This window comes from Paenalcaligenes sp. DL 309 (assembly GCF_057475285.1).
This window is the reverse complement of the sequence record NZ_JBYBKW010000001.1, coordinates 126,850-151,974: the sequence shown is the minus strand read 5'-3', so window position 1 is coordinate 151,974 and position 25,125 is coordinate 126,850. Positions and strand designations below refer to the sequence as shown.

Genomic DNA, 25,125 nt, shown 5'->3' with positions numbered 1-25,125 from the left:
ACTTCAAAAAGCTCCGCTGGTTTCTACCACCATATCTAACTCATAAGCATACTGTGCTGCATCGGTGGAGGCATTTTTAATAGGAAAGCGATTCACACGTAATACGTTCATTACGCCTGCTTGGTGTGTAAAACCTTCAATGGCATTGGTTTGTAAAAATGTCCATTCACCCACACTGGTTTTGATGCCATTATCATCATAGTTAACATTACGGACTTTTAAGCAGTTTTCACCACTGTTAGGGCATGTCTCGGGTTGAGGTGCTATTTCTAAAAAAACCGTTTCTGCTGGCGCACCGTATTTTGTTTCATTAGTAGGCTCGCCTTTTAAGCGCCAGCTATCTCCATTTTCAAAATGCAAAGTGAGTATAGGCGCAGGAGCATCTGCTTGGTTTTGGTCTGCGATGGCTAAAGACCAGTCCGTGGCAGTAGGCAGTAATTGGCCCACTTGCTGCTCATATTGCATGAGTTGTGGATCAGCACACATACGCATCCCACTAGCCACTTGGCTGAAATCAATATCGCGTTCTGTAATGGCATAGCCAGCCATTAACGGATTACACAGGTTTTGAATTGCCACACGATTCTCAGTAAAGCTAAGGCTTAGTGGTTGACTAAAATCGGGGTCATTGGAAATCCAAGCGGGAGTGGTATCGCCTTCTGAGCTAATAGTGCTAACTAAATCCCAGTGATAGGCTTGTAAGTTTTGCTGAGTAGAGAGTGCAGTTTGTTTTTCAACTTGCTTGAGAGAGCTTAAAGGGGTGGAGCAAGCAGCAAGCGTTGCAGTAGCTACGATGGCTGCTAAGTAAGTCAGTTTGGATTGTTTCATGAGATTCCTGAATTTCCTTTTTATTTTCGATGTGTTCTATTTATACGAAAAAATCCTGCATTAGTACAGAAAATAGTGGGATTTTGTCACCATAGTGAAAGCTATATCCACATTATGGAAAATTCACAAAAAAGCAACTGTATTTTGCATTTTCTCCAGAAAAAGAGACTGAAAGTTTCATTAATTGGAAAAATAAGCTTAGACTATCTAACAACAAAGATTTTATTTCTTATTAACTTTCTACAGGAACAAAACTATGTCTCAGTATCTGAAAGACGTTGAACGCCTCTCCTCTACGATCGGTGAACATTCCACTTGGAATGCCATTGACGCAGAGTCGGCTGTTCGTATGCGTTTACAAAATCGTTTTCAAACAGGTTTAGATATTGCTAAGTACACTGCAGATATTATGCGCAAAGATATGGCTGAATACGATGCGGATAGTTCTCAGTACACCCAATCTTTGGGTTGCTGGCATGGTTTTATTGGCCAGCAAAAAATGATTTCGATTAAAAAGCATTTTGGTTCTACCAAAAAAAGCTATTTATATCTTTCTGGTTGGATGATTGCGGCACTTCGTTCTAAGTTTGGCCCTTTACCTGACCAATCCATGCACGAGAAAACGACTGTTTCTGACACTATCGAAGAGTTATATACTTTTTTAAAGCAGGCCGATGCGGTTGAACTCAACGATTACTTCCGTGAATTAGATGAGGCTCGTGCTGCAGGTGATAGCACCAAAGAAAAAGAGATCCTCAATAAGATCGATAACTTCGAAACGCATGTTGTGCCTATTATCGCTGATATTGACGCTGGTTTTGGGAATGAAGAAGCCATTTATCTATTGGCTAAGAAAATGATTGAGGCGGGTGCTTGTGCAATTCAGCTAGAAAACCAAGTATCGGATGAGAAGCAGTGTGGTCACCAAGATGGTAAAGTTACCGTTCCTCATGCGGAGTTTCTCTCAAAAATTAACGCTGTACGTTACGCTTTTTTAGAATTAGGCGTAGATAACGGCGTGATTGTTGCTCGTACAGACTCCTTGGGTGCCGGTTTAACTAAGCAAATTGCTGTGACTAATGAGCCCGGCGACCTAGGTGATCAGTACAACAGCTTCCTAGATGGCGAGTACATTGAAAGTGCCGAAGACATTAATAACGGTGATGTGGTGGTTAAAGCTAATGGTAAACTTTTAAAACCTAGTCGTCTTGCGTCCGGCTTATTCCAGTTCCGCAAAGACACTGGTTTTGATCGCGTAGTTCTTGATTGTATTACTAGCTTACAAAACGGCGCTGATTTACTTTGGATTGAAACAGAGCAGCCTCATGTTGGTCAAATTGCTGCTATGGTTAAAGCCATTCGCGAGGAAGTACCAAACGCGAAGCTGGTTTACAACAATAGCCCAAGCTTTAACTGGACTCTAAGCTTCCGTCAGCAAACTTATGATGACTGGGCAGAGCAGGGCAAAGACGTGTCTGAGTACAACCGCGATCGCTTAATGAGTTCGGAGTACGATGGGACAGAACTTTGTAAAGAGGCGGATGATCGTATTCGTAGCTTCCAAGCGGATGCAGCTCGCGAAGCCGGTATTTTCCATCACTTAATTACCTTACCTACATACCACACTGCCGCCTTGTCTACCGACACATTGGCAAAAGGTTACTTTGGTGATGACGGTATGTTGGCGTATGTGGAAGGCGTTCAGCGTCGCGAAATTCGTAACGAAATCGCTACAGTACGCCACCAGCGCATGGCTGGTTCGGACATCGGTGACGATCACAAAGAATATTTCTCGGGTGATGCTGCACTGAAAGCAGGCGGTGCCGACAACACAATGAATCAGTTTGATAACATCTAATACTAATCAATATATTAATTAGTAGATTAAGTTTAAATCCCCGCCATTTATGGCGGGGATTTCTATTACTAGACACTCTTCCTGTTGTAGCATTAGTAGCGGTGCTGAACACCGACTGACGATTAATGATCTTCGATGGAGGCAATATATAGCAATGGAAGACAACAATTCTCCCGCTTTGCGTGCGGGTGTGGACTTTCGTGGCACTAAAAACGCAACTCAGCCAGTTCTTGAGCACATTAAGTCAGGCAAAAAACGTGCGCCGTTTTTGCGCTACATACGTATCAATTTACCGCAGACTACTCGGTTGCTACTCATTGCAGTGATCGCTGTGGTCGGTGCCGCTTCGGCAGCAATTGCGTTTTCGAATCATGAGCCATTTCTTTTCGCGACCCCAGTTTTGTGGGCTATTTGCGGGGCTGCCGTGGTGTTCGTCGCCGCTGGCTTGATGAGCTCTGCGCGTATCTGGAAATGGGGATTACTCATCGCGCTGTCCTCCCTTTTAGTCTACATTGGTGGCCTGCTGGGCCACGCTCCTTATGTATGGAATGGTGCCAGTGTGGTTTCCGCCGCGATTTGGAATCTAACGCTGCTTGCTTCCATCGCCTATTTTGTGCTTTTTTGGGCACTGCAATACGGGATGATCGTTGCTGCTCCCGACAATCAACATTTTATGGACTAACAAAGGTTTATCAATGGATCTCGGATTTCCGTGGTGGCTTCGTGTGGAGCATTTTCTCAACATCATCTTCATTACGTTCCTTGTTCGCTCGGGCCTAGAAATTCTGGGAACCTATCCTAAACTTTACCGCTCGCAGCACACCGTGCCTGGTAGCTCGTGGGCGCAGTTTACCGTTCAGAATGAGCCAAAACACAAATATTATACGGTGGGCGGGGAGGACAGCGACTATTCTCCCCGTATTTCGTTGCCTGGGCGTCGCCTGCTTGGTCTTGGGCGTTACTGGCATTTCATAACCGTTACGGGTTTTGTGAGCTGTTGGATCATCTACTTCGTATTACTGCTGGCCACCGGTCAGTGGCGGCGCTACGTGCCCACCAGCTGGGACACTTTTACTCAGGCGGGTCAGGATATGCTGGCCTACCTTGCCTTCACCATGCCACAGTCTGTAGATGGCATGGTGTTTAATGCCCTGCAGCAATTGTCTTACGGGTTTGTGATGCTGATATTGACGCCTTTAGTCATCCTGACTGGCGCTTTTCAGTCGCCTGCCATTGCCAACCATTTTTCGCGTATAACCCGTGCACTTGGCGGCCGCCAAGTGATTCGTAGTACGCACTTTTTATGCTTGGTTGGCTACGTGGTCTTCTTCGTCATACACGTGCCCTTGGTCTTTCTTCACGGCTACCTGCACGAGACATCAAAAATGGTATTGGGACACTCCAATAATCCTGTTTTGGGTGGCGTTATTTTTAGCATCGGACTCCTCTTAATTATCGTTCTGCACGTGGTGGTCACGCGGTGGACCTTAGCAGACGGCCGTGCCGTTGAGCGATTGCATAATATTATTGTGCGGCCGTGGTCGAATCTGCTCTATAAGCTGCCCGCGCGCATGCACTACGATCGCTCAAATATCACGGGTAAAGACGTGGGTCTGGAAAACACCACGCAGAACTTCCGTGGCAGCGGACGACCACCAGAAACCGAAGAGTATCTGGCGTTGATGGCTAATTGCTACGAAGACGACTACGTGCTCGAGATCGGTGGTTACGTAGAACGCCCGATGACGTTGACCATTGCCGAACTTCGCGAGCTGGCTGCGGGCTATTCGCAGACCACGCTTCACCACTGTGTGCAGGGTTTCACTTCCATCGGGCGGTGGCGCGGTATTCCCGTGTCAGCCCTTTTGGAGCTAGCAGAGCCTTTGCCCGGCGCAACGGACGTGGTGTACACCAGCTTCCAGAACATGGGGCGCGATGACGTTCTCTACGAGGGGGGCACCTACTACGTATCCACACCCATGGTTGAGGCGAAGATGCCGCAGACGCTGATTGCCTATGAGCTCAACGACGAAGGTGAGATTCCGGCCAAAAATGGCGGACCGGTGCGCCTGCGCTTAGAAACTTCGACGGGGTTTCGTAGCCTGAAGTGGTTGGAGCGTATTGAGGTGGTCAATCGCTACGATATTATCCTTGAGGGTCGCGGTGGCTATTTTGAGGACACGGATTTCTATGACCGCAATCAGCTGATCTGATCATTCGCAAGAAGAAAAAGGAAGTCGTTTTATGATGTTTAAGAAAACACGCCCACGTACCCAAGCCGAGCTCGATGCTTACATTGCCGAGCGCCCCAGGCCGGTGCGCAACACCTTTGAAGGGATGTACCCGCTGCACGAAGACATTGAACTGTCGGACGAGCAGGTGCAGATCGTGCTGGACTACCTACAAGAGGTTAATTTCCATCTTCCCGGTGCCGCTTCACATGAGTTTCTTGTGGTTCGCTGGGCGCGCTATACTGGGTTTCAGTTCCTGCAAGAGCCCCTAGAAGCCTATGCTATTGGACTTCGATGCACGCATCCCGGGATGGAAGACCAACACACCTTCATTCGTATGTCTTGGGGCCAGCTGATGGGCGATCCCGAGGCGGCTCGTCTGCCGGTTAATAAACCGGTGCTGGCCAGCGATATGATGACTCTCGCCCGCTATAGAGATACCCGAACCGGACCTTCGAGCACGGGCGTTGACGCCTATAGTGCTGTGCCCAATGATTCGGTGCCCGGCGCCGCCTTCGATCTGAAGCTATTGAATGGAGCTCTCGATGACGTGCTAGAACAGCATCTGGCCGGTAAGGGACGAGAAATTAACTCATGGTGGAATCCCGCACTTAATTGGGGAGTCGCGTTAGCAGGACGTTATCCGCGATTGAAATACTTCGAGTCTAAGGGACGCCTCGATGAGCAAACCTTGACAGCCTTGCGCTCCTTCGAGGCACGGGCAGAGCAGGCGCAAACCGCGTTGCAGGAACTGGGTCTGGCTTCGCCTGCATCGGTGGCCGAGTCTGCACTTAAGCAAGCGCAGAAAGCGGAGACGGGTCAATTTTCCCGCCGTCATCGTATTCGTGATCCACAGTCACTCACCAAGCTCTGAAAAATTAACGGTTTGTACTCTTAAGGTTGAGCAACTTGCACCACAAGTTTGCCAAAGTTTTTACCTTCGAGTAAGCCTATAAACGCTTGAGGGGCATTTTCTAAACCGTCAACGATATCTTCTTTAAAGCGCACTTTACCTTCACTCACCCACGTATTCATTTGAGTGAAAAATTCGTCATAACGTGGGGCGTAATCAAAGATGATGAAGCCTTGTAACTTCAAGCGTTTAGTTAGAATAGTGCGGGTTAATAAGCCCAGACGATCAGGGCCTTCAGGTAGGGCGGTATCGTTATAGTGTGCGATCATACCGCACACTGGCACACGAGCACCTATATTCAGTAAAGGGAGTACTGCATCAAAGACGGCTCCACCTACGTTTTCAAAATACACATCAATGCCATCCGTACATGCTGAAGCCAACTGGGTAGCAAAATCCGCACTACGATGATCTATACAAGCATCAAAACCTAATTCCTCCACCACATAGGCACATTTTTCAGGGCCACCGGCGATGCCAACGACACGACAACCTTTGATTTTTGCTATTTGACCCACAATAGAACCTACCGCGCCACTTGCTGCCGCCACGACTACGGTTTCACCCGCTTTGGGTTGACCAACATCCAGTAAACCCATGTAGGCGGTGAAACCAGGCATACCTAAGACACCTAGAGCAGTGGAGGGCCGACTCATGGTGGCATCCAGCTTGATTAGATCGTCGCCGTCAGATAAGGCATACTCTTGCCAACCTGCCGCTGCAACCACTAAATCGCCCACGTTAAATTTGGTGTTTTTGGACACTTCTACGCGCGAAACCGTGCCTCCCACCATCACCTCATCAATGGCTACAGAGGGAGCATATGAGGGCGCATCACTCATACGACCTCGCATATAAGGGTCCAAAGATAAATACAAAGTACGCAATAATACCTGCCCATCTTCAGGCTGAGGTATAGGACTTTCAAGTAGCTTGAAATTACTATCAGTAGGGGCACCGTGTGGACGGCTTGCTAATACTATTTGACGATTTACGGCTTCATGTTTAGTCATAATCTCCACTCCAAGTGGTTTAGCAAACTCAAGTTTCATTAACATTAATTAATTGTCTAATCACTCCTATAAACACCAAAGGCACTAAGTTAATGCCTAATTGATACGAATCATAAGTTGGAAACCAGCTCATCACACCGTTATAGCCATATTCGAAAAGTAAATACATACCATAATTATGGGGATCAAAGCTCATCATAGGTACTAGACCTAGACCAATAATACTATGGTATGAAATCAATTCGGAGGAAAAGACGGGTACACTAGTCCAGGAAAGCCAGTATAGTAAGCGGCCACCACTGGGTTTATTCTTAAAAAAAGTAAAAGAACCATAAATGGCCACGATGTTTTGACCTAGCATAAAACCAAATAACGTAATCGCTAACCATGAAGTCATAAACCCCTGTGTGGCGGGTAGTAATACATATAACCCTAAAATGCCGCCAAAAAAGTAAGTCAGGCAAATGGCAAAACGTAATAAATTCGCAAGAGGGGATCTGGATTGGTTCATGGTGGTAACTAAGTAGTAAATAAAGTAATTAATAAAGAAATACACCCCTCTTACAAACTATTTGTAAGACAATTCCGGGTGTAAGAGTGTAATATCTTATCTTGAATTTTTGATTAATAGGTGCTGCGTCGCTATGTTTTCTATTTTTCCAAACCCTGCTTCTATTGCCCAGTACGTAACAGGGCAGCTTATCGATTTGATTAAACGTAAACCAAATGCGGTATTGGGTTTGGCCACGGGCAGTACGATGGAGCCAGTGTATCAGCAGTTTATACGTGAAGTGGCGATGCAAAATATTAATGTTTCTGGCCTCACCACTTTTAATTTAGATGAATACATAGGTTTAGGGGAAGATCACCCCCAAAGCTATCATTATTATATGCGCGAGCATTTATTTAATCGCTTAGCCTTTGCTCCACATCAAAGTTTTTTGCCTGATGGTTTATGCACAGACTTAGCTGAGCAATGCCAAATGTATTCTAAATATATTGTCGAAGCCGGTGGCATTGATTTGCAACTTTTAGGTATAGGTACGAATGGCCATATTGGCTTTAATGAGCCAGGTACTTGTTTTCAAAGCCGTACGCATGTGGTTGCGCTTTCTGAACGTACACGCATTGATAATGGTCGTTTTTTTGACTCTATGGCGCAAGTCCCTACCCATGCTATTACTTTGGGCTTGCAGGATATTATGGAGGCCAAAAACATTTTGCTTTTAATAACAGGTGCAAATAAAGCGCAAGTCACCTTAGATCTCTATAACAGTACTATAAATGAGTCCATGCCTGCTTCCATTATTAAACAGCACCCCAATGCCATGATTATTATTGATGAGGCAGCGGCGGTTTTACTACCTGAGACTGTATGCCAAAGGGTTGAAAAGCAATGCGTACACAGCAGTTAAAAGCATGGTTACGCATGACTGCTTTGGTGATAGGTTCTTTTTGGGCCACGTGCAGCTCAGGTGCCGAAGCGGTGCAAATCGAAACTGTACAGCCTTACTATGGTGATGTAGCCGAAGATCAAGCGTTTATTCTACGCTTTAATCAACCGGTTAATAAAGCAAGCATCTTACCCTATAGTTACTGCCAAAGCAGTGTGGTGGGTGAACAAATCCCTTTAATTTCTTTAGCGCCTGAATCTGCTCACGCATTACTTACTGAACAAAGTTATAGTTATGGGCCTGAGACGGCCAAGGAGTATGTGGTGGCGCAGTGTGCCCAACGATTGGCTCCCGGTTCTACAGTACGTTTACAGTTGTTTGATGCGGCTCAGCATAATTTAGTACCACAGGCTTTTACCGCCGATCAAACTGGTTTATCGTTTACGGTGCGTAGTCCTTTACGGGCACAGCTACTTTGTGAGAAAACCAAAAGCACCGCCGATTGCAATCCATTACGGCCTTTACAACTGCGTTTTTCGGCGCCTGTGTCTGCACACATAGCCCACGAGCTGCGGCTGCTATTACCTGATAATACGGTTTTAAACCCAGAAGAGCTTATAGAGCCTGAGACGTTTATTGATGGACTCAGTTTTGCCGCCCCAAAGTTGCCGCACGCCGAGTTGCGTTGGCAGTTGCCCACGGATTGGCAACAACTTAAAGACGATGCCGGACGCAGCCTTGCTAATCCTGATTTTTTTCAACAGCCTATAAAAACAGCAGCCTTACCGCCTTTATTGAAATTTACCCATGAAGGCATTGGCGTTTTAGAGCGTTATGCAGATACCCCAGCATTATTACCTTTAGCTCTACGTGGTGTAGAGCCCAATTTGCTAACAGCTGATGCAAAAAAATCCGCTGGCCAAGTACGTCAATTGCGGGTTAATACGCCACGTAGCATGTTTGATTGGTATGTGCACGTTAAAAACACAGATTCTCAAACTATTTCTTTATTTGAACAGCCAAATACCATGGCGCAAACTCAGCAGCTCATATTACCCGCTGCTCCTAATGTTCAAGACAAACACATAGAGCTCATAGGAGTGCCCTTGGAAGGGGCGGGCTTGCATATCGTAGAAGCTCAGTCGGCTCAGCTCGGACAAACTTATGAGGAAGATAACAGTACGAGGTATGTGCCTACAGCGGCTTTGGTTACAAACTTAGCGGTGCACAGTAAATTATCCACCAATCAATTATTGGTGTGGGTAACCCGTTTAGATACAGGTAAGGTGGTGCCGAATGCCGATATAACGGTATTAAGTTGTGACGGCGTGCTGTTGGCTTCAGGGCGTACAGATACGCAAGGTCGCTGGATAGCAGACAATCACCCTTTTGATGACAGTTACTGCCCGGAGACGGGGCTAAGCGGTTTGTTTATTACCGCCACTCAAGGCGATGACAGCAGTTTTGTTTTAAGCAATGCAGATCAAGGCATTGAGTCTTGGCGTTTTAATTTGCCGTATTTTTATGGGACAGATCAATCTGAAGTTGCACATACCGTAACTGATAGGCCCTTATTTTTAACGGGGGAGACCGTCCATTTAAAGCATTATTGGCGAGGTAGCCCAACAGCCACACAATCTTTAGATCAGATGTTGCCTGATTTAGTGATTCGGCATGTGGGCAGTGGCGATGAAATCACTCAAGATTTGCAGTGGCAACGCAATCCCACAGGTGGTTGGTATGCTCTTAGCACAGTAGACTTAGCAAAAAATACCACCTTGGGGCAATATCAAGTGTGGCTACAGGGAGCACAGCATCAATTTAATAGTGCATCCTTTTATGTGGAAGCGTTTAAGCGTCCTTATTTAACCGGTAAAATTAATGTGGCAGGCGTAGAGTCTGCTGCTTTAATCGCGGCTAAAGAAGCGTTAGTAGATCTACAGTTAAACTATATTTCAGGTGGCGTGGCTGCAGAGCAGCCTGTACAAATTAGTGCCCTCAAACAAAACAGCAGTCCTACGTTTACCGCTTACGAAGAATACCGCTTCACTACCAAAGCAGAACACTTACGGCCTACTGTAATCGTAGATAAAATGCCTTTACGTTTAAATGAGCACGGAGCCGCTCAGCTTCCTATTAGGTTGGCGCCTACGGCTGAAGTCCAAGATTTAGTGGTCGAAGCCAGCTTTATGGACCCCAATGGTCAAGTACAAAGTGTGCAGCAACGCCAAACGCTTTGGCCAGCGGGAGTGGTAGTGGGCGTAAACCATCCTTATTGGGAAGAAGGCAATAGCGTTACAGTTAAAGGCGTAGTCATCGATCCAGAAGGGCAGCCTATAGCGGAGCAACGGGTAGAAGTCACAGGGCAAAAGCAGCGTTACTACACCACGCGCCAGCGTATGGTAGGCGGTTTTTATCGTTATGATAGTGAAGAGCAAATCGAAGACATAGGCGAGCTTTGCCAAGCCCAAACAAATGCTAAAGGGGAATGGCATTGTGATATAACTGTAGCGGATGGTGGTCAGCTCATATTGCATAGCAGTAGTGCAGATAAGCAAGGGCACCGTTACATTACAGAAACGTCTTTGTGGCTAGGGGGGGAAGAGTCAGTAATAAATGGTGATAATCATGACCGTATAGATGTTATCGCTGATAAGAAAACCGCAGAACCAGGACAAAAAGTACGCTTTCAAGTCAACATGCCCTTTGCTGAGGCCACGGCTTTAGTAGCGGTAGAGCAAGACAAGGTATTACATACCGAAGTGGTAATTCTAGAACGGGATGATCCCTTCTTTGAGCTAACCGTAGGCGATAATTGGGGCCCCAATGTGTATGTGTCCGTATTGGCGTTACGGGGGCGTGTTTATCCTGCCACCTGGCAAAGCTTTTTAGATGGTGGGTGGAAGTCTCCTGTGGCGTGGTATAAAGCGTATAAAAATAGCGCAGACGTGGCGCCGGCTCCCACCACGGCTATTGATTTATCTAAGCCCAGTTTTAGGTATGGCATCGCTCAGTTAAAGGTACCCACTACCACGCACGCTATTCAGGTGGAATTGAAGCCTGAGCAACCCGTTTATCAAGTAGGTGAGACGGCTCAGCTTAACGTGGCTGCTACCTTAGCAAATGGTGAGCCCGCTGCTCAAGCTTCTGTGCTTCTAGTTGGTGTAGATCAAGCTCTCTTAGAATTGATGACAAATAATAGCTGGAGTTTACTGGATGCTATGTATCCCCCCGTGGGCTACGGGGTGCGAACAGCTACCATGCAGTCAGAGGTGATTGGCAGACGGCATTATGGTCGTAAAGCCGTGCCCGCAGGAGGAGGTGGGGGCGGTGCTCCTACCCGTGAGATTTTGGATAGCTTGTTAGTATGGCGCACGGATGTGCTCTTAGATGCTCAAGGTGAGGCCATCATAGAGGTGCCTTTAAACCATAGTATTACGCAGTTCGAGCTAGTGGCATTGGTAGACAGTGGGGGTAGCCAGTTTGGCGTGGCTAAGGCACAAATTCAAACCCATCAACCTGTGCAAATCATGTCTGGGTTGCCCGCGGTAGTGCGTACTGGCGATACTTATGAAACGGTATTTACGGTGCGTAATAGGGAAAAAGAGCCTATGACGGTGGCTTTAATTGCGGAAGCCAGAATTAATGATGAGTTAGTATTTACTTTAGCGTTTGACGCTCAAGATATTGCTGCTCAAGCCAGCCATACTTTCAAGCAAACAGTGAAAATGCCTGCTCAGTTAGGAGCAAATGATGGGCGAGTGCAGTGGACGCTTAGCGCACGCAATATAGCTAATGATGAGGTGGTAGATAGCCTACAATTTACTCAAGCGTGGCAAGCACAAGTCCCTATACGAACGCAGCAAGTGTTGTGGCAGCGTTTATTAGCAGAGCAATCGCAAGTCATGTCCGTGCCATTACCCAATGGTGCGATGCAGTACAGAAATAACTATTTAGGACAGGTGCAATTAGGAGTGCAGCAATCCTTGGGTGATCAAAGCGCTGTAAAAACCTGGTTTGAGCAATACCCCTACACGTGCTTTGAGCAGCAAGCGTCTAAATATGTGGCCTTGCACGATGAAGTACAATGGCAAAATCTCATGCAAGAGCTACCCAGTTATTTAGATAAAAATAACCTCTTACGTTACTTTCCTAGTCCGCATTTACAAGGTAGCGCTGGCTTAAATGCTTATGTTCTAAGCCTTAGTGCTTATGCGCCTGCGAAAACCCAACTGCCTAAACCGCTAGCGCAAACGTTATTACAAGGTTTACATAATTATGTAGAAGGGCGACGTGATCAGCCTCGTACTAATGCCATAGAGCAAGTGGCTTTTTATTTGGCCGCTTTAGATGCCTTGGCACAGTACGAGATGGTGTCGACGCATCGCTTAGATGTTATAGCTTTGGATATTGCGCAATGGCCTACTTCCGCGCTTATAGATGGGTTAAGCGTGGTGCAAGACTCCTCACGCTTAGAGCAAATTGAAAAAACATTATTAGCACGCTTAGTGTCACGCGGTTCTACGCTGATGTTTAGTAATGACAATGCCCTAAACCGTATGTCTGTTTTGATGGTGAGTCCTGTTACTAATCAGGCCCGCTTACTTTTAGCCGTAGCCGATAACCCGAAATGGGAGCAGCATATACCAGCCTTAGTGCACGGATTATTAGCGCAGCAACGTAGGGGTCGCTGGGGTACGACTACTGAAAACAGTTGGGCTTTATTGGCTTTAGAGCAGGTGGATCCGCCGTCTTCTATTAACACTAGGGTATTGTATGCAGTGGGGAATAAGAGTCAGAAACAAGCTCAGCCTCCTTTCACCACAGACTGGAGATGGGAGCAAAACGCTCCAGTTCACATAGAACAAGCCAACTCAGATACCAAGATGCCTGTATGGGTGCAATTACGTGCTGAAGCGGCAGTACCCATACTAGAGCCAAATTTTAATGGTTATAAAATGACGCGCACGGTGAATGCCATAGCGCAAGCGCAAACGGGGCAATGGCACGTTGGGGATATTTACGAGGTGGAGCTCACTATCAATGCGGAACACAGCAGTGTGTGGGCTGTTATTAACGATGCTATTCCTGCGGGGGCGGTAGTGTTAGATAGCGTCTCTAATCGTCAGGATTCTCCACGGCTTAGTCCCAGTTATATAGAACGTTTATATACGGGTTACCGAGCTTATATTGAGTATTTACCAGCAGGTGAGTCTACTTTACGTTATCAAGTGCGAATAAACACGGCGGGGCAGTTTGAGTTGCCTCCTACTACCGTTGAGTCTTTGTATGATGCCAGTGTGCAAGCGCAGTTGCCTGTAGCGGGTATAACCATTCATGCCGCCCCTTAGGCAATGGCTTTGTTTAGTGGGTTTAGGTTTATTATTAATAATAAACACCACAACGCAGGCAGAGTCAGAGTCATGGCTTATACCGAGCTTTACTGAGGTAAAAGCGCAGCATAGCAACTCTGACCAGTTATTGTTTGATAGGCACGGCAATTTGTTGCAGCACACGCGTACTAACTGGCAGCAACGTCAAGGCGACTGGTTAAGTCTTGGCGCGATTTCTCCTGCGCTCACAAAAGTGCTATTACACGCCGAAGATAGACGCTTTTACGAGCATAGGGGCGTGGACTGGTATGCTGTAGCTGGCACGGGCTGGTCTGCTATACGAGGGCATTCTTTACGCGGCACATCCACCATTAGTATGCAGTTAGTCGACTTGTTGAATTTAGGGTCTGGACGGAGAGTAGGGCAGCGTAGTTGGTCAGCTAAGTGGCAGCAGGCCCGGTTAGCACAACAATTAGAAAAACACTGGTCTAAAGCCCAAATCTTAGAAGCCTATTTAAATTTGGTGCCTTTTAAAGGAGAACTGGTAGGGGTAGATGCGATGGCGCGGGTGTTATGGCAAAAGCAAGCCTTTGCTCTGTCTTTGCCTGAAGCGGCCTTAGCGGTAGCCATGTTACCTAGTCCCAATGCGGCCTTAGAGCGGTTGCAGCAACGGAGTTGTATTTTATGGCGCAGTATTAATCCACAAGCAGATTGCCAAGCACAACAGTGGCGCAATAAACAGGCTCTGAAGCGCCTAGCTCAGCCAGCTTGGGGCAACCCGCAAGAGGCCCCGCATGCAGCGCGCTTTATTATGCAGCACGACGCACAGCCTTTACTGTATGGCAGCATAGATAAAACAGTACAGCAGCAAGCGCAAATTATTATGCAACGCCACCTTTTAGACTTAGATGGCAGTAATGCAAAGGATGCAGCGGTGTTGGTATTGCATAATCCCTCCGGAGAGGTCATCGCTTATGTGGGCAGTAGTGAGCAATCACAGGCAACACAGTATGATCATGTGCAAGCTAAACGTCAGGCTGGCTCAACCTTAAAACCTTTTTTATATCAGCTCGCAATTGCGCAGAAGCGAATTACCGCCGCCTCATTATTGGCAGATACCAGCGCACAATTTAGTACTCCGTATGGCATGTATGTGCCACAAAATTATGATGAGCAGTTTATGGGCTGGGTATCTGCCCGGGTAGCCTTAGCGAGTTCTATGAATATTCCTGCAGTGCGCTTATTAGCTCAAGTGGGAGTAGATGATTTGCAAAATTATTTGCAACAACTGGGTTTTGACTTGCCCTATAACGCCGATTATTACGGCTTAGGTTTAGCTTTGGGTGGAGTGGAGGTGAGTTTATGGCAACTCACTAATGCCTATAGAAGTCTGGCAAATTTAGGTCTGTATAGTGCGGCTTGTTTTACTTTGGGCTGTGAGACTAGCGAGCAACGAATTGCGCCTGAGGGGGCCACATGGATTATTCAAAATATCTTGGCCGATAACACCGCTAGGGCGCTTACTTTTGGTTTGGATAGTGTATTAAACACCTCTTTTTGGACAGCTGTGAAAACAGGCACCTCTAAAGATATGCGTGATAATTGGACCGTGGGTTTTAGTGAGCAGTATACCGTAGGGGTATGGGTAGGAAATACCGATGGGTCCGCTATGCACGATGTATCTGGAGTAAGTGGGGCGGGACCTATTTGGCAAGCGCTTATGCAATTTTTGCACACATCCACAGTGCTTGACACAGGCAGCGGTTCGTTTGCGCCAGAGTTACCCGAAGCTGTGCTTTGTACGCAGGTTTCTTTTATTAATCATAGCGAGCCGCCGCGCCAAGAGTGTTTTTTAGCCGGCACTGAACGTCAAGAGATACGTTTATCATCAAATAATGTTGATAAAAGTCGTATTATAACGCCACTGAATCAAGCTATTTATGCCTTTGATCCTGATATTCCACCAGCCCAGCAGCGTATTGTTTTGCGTACAAACATCGCCTTCGGTGATGGCGTGCGGTGGAAAATAAATGGTAAGCTGATATCAAATGCTGCACAGTTTGCTTGGCCTTTACAGGTAGGATTGCATCGTATCGAGCTGATACAAGCATCGACAAATAGTTTGCTAGATACGGTCTTTATTCAAGTCAAGCCTTAATTTTCACACTACTTAAGCTTTCAAGTGATGGCTATGATAGAGCTTAGCGTCATATGCTGTTAAACTTTTTACGGTAAGCACAATTTACTATTATAAAGAAGAGGAAGGTATATATGCCTAAGTTAAAAACCCTAAGTCGTATTCTCGCGCCCGTGGCCTTATTAGCATTGGCGGCTTGTCAAACTCCGCCGTCCGGAGGTGATGTTGCAGCACCTTCTACCACTCCTGGGGTAGAGCAAGCTGAGCGTACAGAGCCAGTTACCCAGGCGCCTGAGGCGCAAATGGCTGAGCCCTTACTCGTCTTCTTAGCTGATGTAAATCCCCAAAGTGATTGGGTAGAAGTGGATCTTGATAGCTCAAACAGATTGTACATGGAGCCAGAGCCTTTTCTCACACGCAATGATTTAGCCAGCATAGAGGCAGGCACATCTGCTGAAGGAGATGGTTTACTCGCCTTAACCTTAAAAGAGGATGCGGCCCAACGTCTTGCTCTCATCACACAAAATAACCCAGGTAAGCGCTTAGCCTTAGTGGTTGATGGCACTTTATTAGCTATTCCTGGTTATTCGGAGCCCATTGATGAAGGCCGTTTAGTGTTTATGGTGGGCACTAAAGATAATGCTATTACTGCAGCTCAAATTATTGCTGGTCAAGACGCTAACCCTATGTAATTGTTGTTTTTGTGCAGTAACACAAAAAATAAAGCAGTAAAAATCACCTGTTGAGAATAGCTACGCGCTAAACTATACGCATTGCGTATATTTTTGGATTAGTGTTATGGCTGTTTCTCAACAGGTTTTTTTACGTGACGCGATGCGTCGACTCAATTTAACGCGCGATGTATTTGCTGCGCGTATAGGTGTTAAGCGTAGAGCATTAGATACGTGGTTGTTGCCTGAAGGTTCTCAAGAGTACCGTGGTATGCCCGAGGTAGTGCAGCGTTTTGTGACGGAGATCGTAGAAAACGAAGCTTTATTAGCAAAATATGCACAGAACTCCCAAAGTGGCCCTTTACGTGATCGTATTGCGATTGCCGGTAAACATCAGCTGCTCTCTGTAGAGCAGTTCACGCGTGAGTCTGTGGAAGAGCTAGTGCGTATTGCTGACATTATGCAGCCCGTAGCCCGTAGGCAAAAGGTGTCGCGAGTGCTCGAGGGGGCAGTGCTAGGTAATTTGTTTTTTGAGGCCAGTACGCGTACTCGGGTAAGTTTTGGTGCAGCTTTTTGTCGCTTAGGTGGTTCGGTGTGTGATACCACCGGGTTTACTTTTTCTTCTATGGCTAAAGGTGAATCTATTTATGATACCAGTCGCGTGATGAGTGGTTATGTAGACGCCATGGTAATACGTCATCCAGAGCAAGGTTCGGTGGCGGAGTTTGCTGCAGCGACGAATATCCCCGTCGTTAATGGCGGGGATGGCGCGGGTGAGCATCCTAGTCAAGCATTGCTTGATCTCTATACCATACTGACTGAGTTCTCACGCTTAGGTAAATTGTTAGATGGTGCACACATTGCCATCACTGGTGATCTGAAATATGGTCGTACCGTACATTCCTTGATGAAAATGCTCAGTCTTTACAAGCGGCTTACTTTTACTTTGGTGTCGCCCCCGGGCTTAGAGATGCCAGCGGAAATTATCGAGTACGTAGCAGCCCGTGGTGATCACACCATTGAACAAACGAATTCTATGACAGCTAGTCTAGAAAAAGCCGATGTGATCTATGCCACACGAGTACAAAAAGAGCGTTTTAGTGAAGAGCAACTAGAAGGGTATAGTGCAGAGTTTCAAATCAATAAAGCATTGATTGAGACCTATGCCAAACCAGATGTGATTATTATGCACCCCTTACCGCGCGATAGCCGCGAAGATGCTCATGATCTTAGCGTGGACTTAAATCACGATCCGCGCTTAGCGATTTTCCGTCAAGCCGATAATGGTATTCCTGTACGTATGGCGATTTTTGCTGTGCTCTTGGGTGTGGAGAACTTAGTGCAGCATTCACTGCGCGATGTAACGTGGTCTCCACCTTCACATATTGGCCCGGAAGACGCCGTTTTTCATGGTATGTACTAGTTGTATTTCTTGACGCTATTTTGATGTAAATGAAGCAACCTTGATGCACATTAAGGTTGCTTTGTTTTTTTATAGGCATAGTAGCACTATCAGCTATAGATATAGCTAACTAATTTTAAGGATAGTGCGGTGTTATATAAAGGAATTCAGCGTTTTCAAATGAAAAATAAATCCCTTCTACCTTTGGTGCAGGGCGGCATGGGAGTGGGGGTGTCAGCCCAGCGTTTAGCGGGTAATGTAGCCAAATTAGGGGGAATGGGCACTATTTCCAGTGTGGATTTGCGTCGCCATCATCCTGATCTTATGGCGCGTACCGTTCAAGATGCATCTAAAGAAAATATTAATGCCTGCAATTTAGAGGCCTTAGACCGTGAAATTAAAGCCGCTAAAGTCATAGCGGCAGGTAATGGTGCTATTGCCGTTAACATAATGAAAGCGGTATCTGCTTATCCAGAGTACATTCGCCAAGCGTGCGAAAGTGGTGCTGATGCGGTGGTAGTGGGAGCTGGCTTACCTCTGGATTTACCAGAGCTAGCTGCGGATTTTCCTGAGATATCACTCATTCCTATTTTATCTGACGCGCGAGGCATTCAGCTAGTAATACGTAAATGGATGCGTAAGAATCGTCTACCTGATGCCATTGTGATTGAAAACCCCAAGTTTGCTGCCGGGCATTTAGGCCTAGCCGATATGTCGCAGGCTGATAATGAAAATTACCAATACGAAATCGCTTTGAGTCAAACGCAAGCGGTGTTTGAGAAACTAGGTATTGCGCCTATTCCATTGATTGTAGCTGGTGGCATTCATAGTCCCGAGCAAGTGCAACGCTTATTAGCTGCAGGTGCCAGCGCCGTGCAGTTAGGCAGTGCTTTTGCGGTGACGGAAGAGGGGGATGCTCATGAAAATTTCAAAAAAGTCCTCGTTGAAGCGGAGCCCGAAGACATTGTGACTTTTATGAGTGTTGCTGGTTTACCCGCCCGCGCTGTACGTACACCTTGGTTAGATTCTTATTTACACAAAGAATCTAAACTACAACAAGTGGCCACTGAGCGCGAATGTTCCGAAGGCTTTGATTGCTTGGCCTTTTGCGGCCTGCGTGATGGGGTTGCTAAAAGTGGCCAGTTTTGTATTGATAGACAATTAGCTTATGCCTTAGAAGGTGATGTTAAACGTGGATTGTTTTTCCGTGGTTCTGAAAAATTACCCTTAGGCAAAGCCATTGCTCCAGTTAAAGAGCTAATGGATTATTTACTTAGTGCGTTAACTCCTGTAGTGCAGCCTGCGAGAGTTTCTATGGCTTAACGGCTTTAGCAATTCATTTTCTTGGAGAAGACAGAGCACAGATTGCTGTAGCCCGATATAATGATCTATTTTTCAGCCATTATATCGGGCTTTTTGCAATGAAATTTGGGATAAATAAAAAGGAGTTGGCACCGGCGCTCCTAATGCTGTTTATTGGTATGGCCACAGTACTAGGCAGCTTGAACTATAAGGTGGGCTCATTGGGGCGTATGGGTCCTGGTTATTTTCCGCTTTTATTAGGTGCTGGTCTCATGTTGGTGGCCTTGCTCATTGCCCTTAGCCCTCCAGAGCCCCAAAACACGGAATCTACCGCGGTATTTGTGCCACAATACCGTGCTTGGCTTTTAGTTATTGTCGCCATTTTGTTGTTTATTATTTTAGGTCGTTATGGGGGGCTGGTGCCTGCTACTTTTGTTTTAGCTTTTGTCGCCTCTTTAGCCGACAAAAAAAACTCAGTCAAAACAGCGCTCCTTGTGGCATTGGTCCTAACAGCGATGGCCATAGTTGTTTTCCATTATGGTTTACAAATGCAATTTCCTTTACTGCGCTGGGGATAATAATTCATGTTAGATAACATTCTTTTAGGCTTTAACACAGCGCTGTCATTAAATAATTTGATGTACTCCTTTATTGGGGTATTTATAGGTAATTTAATAGGAGTACTGCCTGGAATCGGCGCTTTAGCCGCTATTTCTATGTTGCTACCCGTCACCTACGGCTTAGATCCTGCAGGTGCTTTAATGATGTTGGCAGGTCTGTACTATGGCACCAGTTATGGCGGGGCTACCACCACCATACTTTTAAATCTTCCTGGCACACCCACCCATGCAGTGGTGTGTATAGATGGGCACCCCATGGCCAAGCAGGGGCGAGCCGGTTCCGCACTACTTATTGCCATGATTTCTTCTTTTACCGGAGCAACTATAGGCATTATGATGATCATGGCCTTTGGGCCTATGCTCGTAGAGTTGTCATTTAAGTTTGGCCCCGCTGAGTATTTTTCCTTGATGTTATTAGGGCTATTAGCTGCTTCTACACTAACGACTGGAGCGCCATTAAAAGGTATAGCCATGGTGCTTGTAGGGTTAATTATGGGGGTAGTGGGTACTGACATTAATACAGGCGTCTCACGTTTTACTTTTGGCATTCCTGAATTGCAAGACGGTTTAGTGGTGGTGGCTGTAGCCATGGGGTTATTTGGTATTGCAGATGTGTTATCTCATGCTAATCAATTGGGTACAGGCAGTGCTGTGAGCAAATCAAAAATTGGTTGGCGCGCGATGCGGCTAGAAAAGGGAGAGCTGAAGCAATCCATACCGGCCATAGGTCGTGGTGCCGGTCTGGGGGCGTTTTTTGGTATTTTACCGGGTACGGGTGGCTCCATCGCTTCTTTTATGTCTTACGCCGTTGAAAAAAAGACTAGCCGTGATCCTAGTCGTTTTGGTAAAGGGGCGATTGAGGGGGTAGCAGGGCCTGAATCTGCCAATAGCTCCGCCGCACAAACTGCCTTTATTCCTACTTTAAGCTTAGGGATTCCGGGCGATGCGGTGATGGCACTGATGTTGGGTGCCATGATGATTCATAATATTCAACCGGGTCCGCAGCTGATGGCAGATCACCCTACGGTATTTTGGGGGCTAATTGCGAGCTTTTGGATAGGCAATTTGATGCTGTTGTTCTTAAATATCCCGTTAGTAGGGATGTGGGTTAAGCTGTTATCGGTGCCTTATAGGCTTATTTACCCCGCTGTATTATTTTTTATATGCATAGGGGTATATAGCGCAAATAATAATCTATTTGATGTGGGTATAGTTTTAGTCATAGGTTTGTTTGGTTTTGTCTCATCACGTTTAGGTTTTGAGCCAGCGCCCTTGCTTTTAGGTTTTGTGCTTGGACCCATGATGGAAGAAAACTTTAGGCGCGCTTTATTATTATCCCGTGGTGATATGACGGTGTTTTTAACACGCCCTATTAGTGCAGTGTGTATGGCGGCTGTGTTTGCCATGTTGGCATTAGTTGCCTTTAGACGTCTGAAACAGCGTGCTCTTGCTCAAGAAAGAGCTCAGTTTAAATAAGGCTTTGTTGTACAACCATGGGTTTTTCTTTTTGCTCTTTTTTGAGTCGCTTTGTTTCATCTTCGTCGATTTGAATACGAGGATCAACTAGAGAAGGTTGGGCGGTGTCTGGCTCAGTAATTACTGGGGCCGTAGTGGGAGCCAAGGTAGAAATCTTCTTCGCACGTGGCTTCTTTTTAGCAGTCTTTTTTGTGATTTTATTACTGCTTTTGATGTTATCCGTTTGCTGCTGCTCGGGCGTGTAATGCGTAACATCAAAGCTACCCGTTACAATCCCCACACCGCGCAACAAGCTAAATGCTTGAGCCGGACCTTTAAACATACGGGGTGCGTTACTGCGTGCTGTAACTAACACAGCTTGTTGGCCGGTGCGCAGCTGAATTTGAATAAAAAAACCATTACCATGGCCTTTTAAGGATACGCCAGCTACACCGCCCGCTTGGGTAGCCGCGCGTAATTGTTGGAGTGTAAAGCAATGGGTGGTTTGAGTAATGTGTGTGCTGGTCATGCTCTATAGAGCCCAAATCAATAACAAAATAATAAAATATCTAGCATTATGCCATGCTAAATGTTAAGCATAACATTCTTTGCTGAAAGCCTAAGCAATGAGCGATATAATAGGTAGATTATTTATTTTTATACTTTGTGTACTGTTTACGTATACCTGGACTCATTATGACTACAACGATTTTAGAGAATATTCCTGTTAACCAGAAGGTGGGCATTGCTTTTTCCGGTGGTTTAGATACCAGCGCCGCTATTTTATGGATGCGTAACAAAGGCTCAATCCCTTTTGCTTACACGGCGAATCTAGGTCAGCCTGATGAGTCTGATTATGACGCCATTCCTCGCATGGCCTTAAAGTACGGTGCTGAAAAAGCTCGGCTGATTGATTGCCGCCAACAGCTAGCCGCAGAAGGCATTGCCGCCTTACAGTGTGGCGCTTTTCATGTGACTACGGCAGGTGTTACTTACTTTAATACCACTCCCATTGGCCGTGCCGTAACCGGTACTATGTTGGTCGCCGCCATGAAAGAGGATGATGTTAACATTTGGGGAGATGGCAGTACCTATAAAGGGAATGATATCGAGCGTTTTTATCGCTATGGTCTGCTGACCAATCCTGAACTCAGAATTTATAAGCCTTGGTTAGACCAACTGTTTATTGACGAGCTAGGTGGTCGAGCTGAAATGTCTGAGTACATGGAAAAATACGGTTTTGATTATAAAATGTCTTCTGAGAAGGCTTATTCCACCGATTCCAATATGTTGGGCGCTACCCATGAGGCTAAAGACTTAGAGTTTTTAAACTCCAGTCTACACATTGTAGAGCCTATTATGGGCGTGGCATTTTGGCGTGATGATGTAAAAATAGAAAAAGAAGAAATCACCATTCGTTTTCACGAAGGTGTGCCAGTAGCCCTAAACGGAGTGGAGTACTCGGATCAAGTTGAGCTTATGCTCGAAGCCAATCGTATTGGGGGTCGCCATGGTTTAGGTATGAGTGATCAAATTGAAAACCGCATTATTGAAGCCAAAAGCCGTGGTATTTACGAAGCCCCTGGCATGGCTTTATTGCACATTGCTTATGAGCGTTTAGTGTCAGGTATTCATAACGAAGACACCATAGAGCAATATCGTATAAATGGTTTGCGTTTAGGTCGCCTGCTTTATCAAGGCCGTTGGTTTGACCCTCAAGCTATTATGCTGCGTGAGACCGCACAACGTTGGATTGCCCGCGCTATTACTGGTGAGGTGACTTTAGAGCTGCGTAGGGGTAATGATTACAGCATTCTTAATACGGTTTCAGATAATCTCACTTACCGTCCGGAGCGCCTCACTATGGAAAAAGAGGGCGATAACACCTTTAGCCCACGTGACCGTATTGGTCAGCTCACGATGCGCAATCAAGACATTACTGATACGCGCGATAAGCTCTTTACCTACAGTCAAGTGGGTTTATTAGCTCCCGCTGAAGGCTCTGCTATCCCACAGCTTAAAAATGATAAGAACGATAAAAATGCCTAGAATGTAATCATTAACCAAAGAGGCATAGTAATAGCGGCTGCCAATGTGCATACAGACATAGTAACAGCCACTAGCTTGCCATCACCGCCCATACGTACTGCTAACACGTACGTACTAGAAGCGGAAGGTAGAGCAGCAAAGAGCAGCAGCATTTGCTGCTCTAATGCATTTAGGGGCATAAAAATATTAATTATTAACGCCGCAATGGGGCATATGAGAAGCTTAGTTGCTATCATCCAGCCTGCTAAGCGTTGCGCCCCTTGTAATGCAAATAAAGAGAAAGAGGCGCCTACGCAAATTAAACCAATGGCTAAAGCACTAGAGCCTAAGCGGTTTAAAGTTAAAGCGATAAACTCAGGCAAAGGTAAATTGGCTAAATTCCACGCTAAACCAGCTAAGGTACCTAAAATTAACGGATTTTTTACTAAAGGGCCTAATAAGCGACTTTTGTTTTGTTGGGCCAATGTGGATACCGCAAAGAGATTACCTAAGGGGACGGCGATTACCGCAATCACTGCCATAGCGCTAAGTGCGGTAGGACCCCCCATTGCGCCGGCAATAGAAAAAGCTAAATAGGAATTAAATCGATAGGCACATTGAGTGACGGAGGCATGCCGTAAGCGATCAGGCTTTAAGGCCGGTAGGGCCAAAAAGGCAACAATGGCACCCACAAGCATCACTAAAGCCGTAGCTAAGCCTAGCGTGGATATTTGCTGTAGGCTGAGCTCGCTTTTAGCCATAGAGGAAAAAAGCAGCGCAGGGAATAAGACGTAATAAACGAGTTTTTCAGCGCTTGTAAAAAAAACAGGTGGAAGAAACTGCCACCTTAATAAAATAAGCCCTAAAGCCATGAGTAAAAAATCGGGCAAAATTAAAAAAAAGGTGGCGAACATACACGTAAAAACCTTAGTTTTGAAATCCTAAAATTAAAAATTCCATTAAGGCTTTCTGTACATGCATACGGTTTTCAGCCTCATCCCACACCACACTTTGTGGACCGTCAATCACATCTGCCGTCACTTCCTCACCGCGGTGAGCAGGCAAGCAATGCATAAATAGGGCGTCAGGTGCTGCTACCGCCATCATCTCTGCATCCACACACCAGTCCGCAAACGCTTTACGACGTACTTCGTTTTCATCTTCAAAACCCATGCTTGTCCAGACGTCTGTAGTGACTAAGTGAGCGCCTCTACACGCTTCCATAGGATCAGCAAACTCTTCAAAAACGTTAGGCTTAGGATTGCCTATAAGATCACGATCCAGCTTATAACCTTCTGGAGCAGAAATGTGTAGCTTAAACCCCAGTGTTTCAGCAGCTTGCAGCCATGTGTATGCCATGTTGTTACCATCGCCCACCCAGGCCACCGTTTTACCTTCAATAGAACCGTGATGCTCTATAAAGGTAAATATATCGGCTAGGATTTGACAGGGATGGTATTCATTTGTGAGACCGTTTATCACGGGTACACGTGAGTATTCGGCAAACCGCTCTATACGCTCTTGACCAAAGGTGCGGATCATTACAATATCTACCATGCGTGAAATAACACGCGCCGTATCTTCTATGGGTTCAGAGCGACCTAGCTGAGAATCATTAGTGGTGAGATGAATGACGGAGCCGCCTAGCTGATACATGCCGGCCTCAAAAGAGACACGCGTACGTGTGCTGGCCTTTTCAAAAACCATTGCTAGGGTACGGTCATGTAATGTTAGATGGGGCTCGTAGCGTTTGAAACGGTCTTTGATAAGACGGGCCCTATCCAATAGATAAAGGGTTTCGTCTTTAGATAAGTCGTTAAACTGTAAATAGTGTCGGATAGAAGCCGTTGATTGCATGCTAGACCTTAAGCTGTATAAGAAAAATAATAAGCCAAAGATCTATAATAGAGTAAAGTCCGCCCGCAGACTAGTCTTAGGTG

Annotated in this window: 19 protein-coding genes; 13 read left to right on the top strand and 6 right to left on the bottom strand. The window is 46.1% G+C overall.

Annotated features, from left to right (window positions below; all coding sequences use genetic code 11):
• Nucleotides 1-3 precede the first annotated feature (3 nt).
• A complete protein-coding gene (locus AC2UZJ_RS00680; RefSeq protein WP_486948196.1) occupies nt 4-828 on the bottom strand; it encodes a DUF4377 domain-containing protein in 825 nt (274 codons plus the stop codon).
• A 256-nt stretch (nt 829-1,084) separates the two neighbouring features.
• Here AC2UZJ_RS00680 and AC2UZJ_RS00675 point away from each other — a divergent pair, with 256 nt between their 5' ends.
• From AC2UZJ_RS00675 to AC2UZJ_RS00660, 4 genes are all read left to right on the top strand, one after another.
• Complete coding sequence (locus AC2UZJ_RS00675) at nt 1,085-2,686, top strand: isocitrate lyase (RefSeq protein ID WP_486948195.1); 1,602 nt, start codon at nt 1,085-1,087, stop codon at nt 2,684-2,686.
• 154 nt (nt 2,687-2,840) lie between these two features.
• Nucleotides 2,841-3,368, top strand: coding sequence for a hypothetical protein (locus AC2UZJ_RS00670; protein ID WP_486948194.1), 528 nt, complete (start codon nt 2,841-2,843; stop codon nt 3,366-3,368).
• Nucleotides 3,369-3,381: 13 nt separating this feature from the next.
• On the top strand, nt 3,382-4,899 hold the full coding sequence (locus AC2UZJ_RS00665; RefSeq protein WP_486948193.1) for a molybdopterin-dependent oxidoreductase: 1,518 nt from the start codon (nt 3,382-3,384) through the stop codon (nt 4,897-4,899).
• Between the two features lie 31 nt (nt 4,900-4,930).
• Nucleotides 4,931-5,791 (top strand): hypothetical protein, encoded by an 861-nt coding sequence (locus AC2UZJ_RS00660; RefSeq protein WP_486948192.1) that lies wholly within the window; start codon nt 4,931-4,933, stop codon nt 5,789-5,791.
• Between the two features lie 20 nt (nt 5,792-5,811).
• Here the strand turns inward: AC2UZJ_RS00660 and AC2UZJ_RS00655 are convergent, their stop codons facing one another.
• Complete coding sequence (locus tag AC2UZJ_RS00655) at nt 5,812-6,843, bottom strand: NADP-dependent oxidoreductase (RefSeq protein ID WP_486948191.1); 1,032 nt, start codon at nt 6,841-6,843, stop codon at nt 5,812-5,814.
• 28 nt (nt 6,844-6,871) lie between these two features.
• Nucleotides 6,872-7,354, bottom strand: coding sequence for a hypothetical protein (locus AC2UZJ_RS00650; protein ID WP_486948190.1), 483 nt, complete (start codon nt 7,352-7,354; stop codon nt 6,872-6,874).
• Between the two features lie 133 nt (nt 7,355-7,487).
• On the opposite strand from AC2UZJ_RS00650, the gene nagB reads away from it, so the two are divergent.
• The 8 genes from nagB to AC2UZJ_RS00610 all read left to right on the top strand — a co-directional run bounded on the left by nagB (nt 7,488) and on the right by AC2UZJ_RS00610 (nt 21,178).
• Entirely contained in the window at nt 7,488-8,258 is a 771-nt protein-coding gene (gene nagB / locus AC2UZJ_RS00645; RefSeq protein WP_486948189.1) for a glucosamine-6-phosphate deaminase, read from the top strand.
• Complete coding sequence (locus AC2UZJ_RS00640; protein ID WP_486948188.1) at nt 8,240-13,588, top strand: alpha-2-macroglobulin family protein; 5,349 nt, start codon at nt 8,240-8,242, stop codon at nt 13,586-13,588. The genes nagB and AC2UZJ_RS00640 overlap by 19 nt, the downstream gene beginning before the upstream one ends.
• On the top strand, nt 13,575-15,728 hold the full coding sequence (gene pbpC, locus AC2UZJ_RS00635) for a penicillin-binding protein 1C (RefSeq protein ID WP_486948187.1): 2,154 nt from the start codon (nt 13,575-13,577) through the stop codon (nt 15,726-15,728). The genes AC2UZJ_RS00640 and pbpC overlap by 14 nt, the downstream gene beginning before the upstream one ends.
• Nucleotides 15,729-15,841: 113 nt before the next feature.
• Nucleotides 15,842-16,399 carry a SecDF P1 head subdomain-containing protein gene (locus tag AC2UZJ_RS00630; protein WP_486948186.1) on the top strand — a complete coding sequence of 186 codons (558 nt, stop codon included), beginning with the start codon at nt 15,842-15,844 and terminating at the stop codon, nt 16,397-16,399.
• A 106-nt stretch (nt 16,400-16,505) separates the two neighbouring features.
• Entirely contained in the window at nt 16,506-17,801 is a 1,296-nt protein-coding gene (locus AC2UZJ_RS00625; RefSeq protein WP_486948185.1) for an aspartate carbamoyltransferase, read from the top strand.
• A gap of 159 nt (nt 17,802-17,960) precedes the next feature.
• Complete coding sequence (locus AC2UZJ_RS00620) at nt 17,961-19,103, top strand: NAD(P)H-dependent flavin oxidoreductase (RefSeq protein WP_486948184.1); 1,143 nt, start codon at nt 17,961-17,963, stop codon at nt 19,101-19,103.
• Between the two features lie 98 nt (nt 19,104-19,201).
• Nucleotides 19,202-19,660 carry a tripartite tricarboxylate transporter TctB family protein gene (locus AC2UZJ_RS00615; protein ID WP_486948183.1) on the top strand — a complete coding sequence of 153 codons (459 nt, stop codon included), beginning with the start codon at nt 19,202-19,204 and terminating at the stop codon, nt 19,658-19,660.
• A gap of 6 nt (nt 19,661-19,666) precedes the next feature.
• Nucleotides 19,667-21,178, top strand: coding sequence for a tripartite tricarboxylate transporter permease (locus AC2UZJ_RS00610; RefSeq protein WP_486948182.1), 1,512 nt, complete (start codon nt 19,667-19,669; stop codon nt 21,176-21,178).
• Here AC2UZJ_RS00610 and AC2UZJ_RS00605 read toward each other — a convergent pair.
• Nucleotides 21,171-21,686 (bottom strand): hypothetical protein, encoded by a 516-nt coding sequence (locus AC2UZJ_RS00605; protein WP_486948181.1) that lies wholly within the window; start codon nt 21,684-21,686, stop codon nt 21,171-21,173. The genes AC2UZJ_RS00610 and AC2UZJ_RS00605 overlap by 8 nt on opposite strands.
• 167 nt (nt 21,687-21,853) lie before the next feature.
• Here AC2UZJ_RS00605 and argG point away from each other — a divergent pair, with 167 nt between their 5' ends.
• Nucleotides 21,854-23,206 carry an argininosuccinate synthase gene (argG, locus tag AC2UZJ_RS00600; RefSeq protein WP_486948180.1) on the top strand — a complete coding sequence of 451 codons (1,353 nt, stop codon included), beginning with the start codon at nt 21,854-21,856 and terminating at the stop codon, nt 23,204-23,206.
• Here the strand turns inward: argG and AC2UZJ_RS00595 are convergent.
• Together AC2UZJ_RS00595 and argF are read right to left on the bottom strand one after the other, a co-directional pair.
• The gene (locus AC2UZJ_RS00595; RefSeq protein ID WP_486948179.1) at nt 23,203-24,099 is read right to left on the bottom strand and encodes an AEC family transporter; all 897 of its coding nucleotides are present in this window, start codon (nt 24,097-24,099) and stop codon (nt 23,203-23,205) included. The genes argG and AC2UZJ_RS00595 overlap by 4 nt on opposite strands.
• A 13-nt stretch (nt 24,100-24,112) precedes the next feature.
• Entirely contained in the window at nt 24,113-25,042 is a 930-nt protein-coding gene (gene argF / locus AC2UZJ_RS00590; protein ID WP_486948178.1) for an ornithine carbamoyltransferase, read from the bottom strand.
• Nucleotides 25,043-25,125 lie beyond the last annotated feature (83 nt).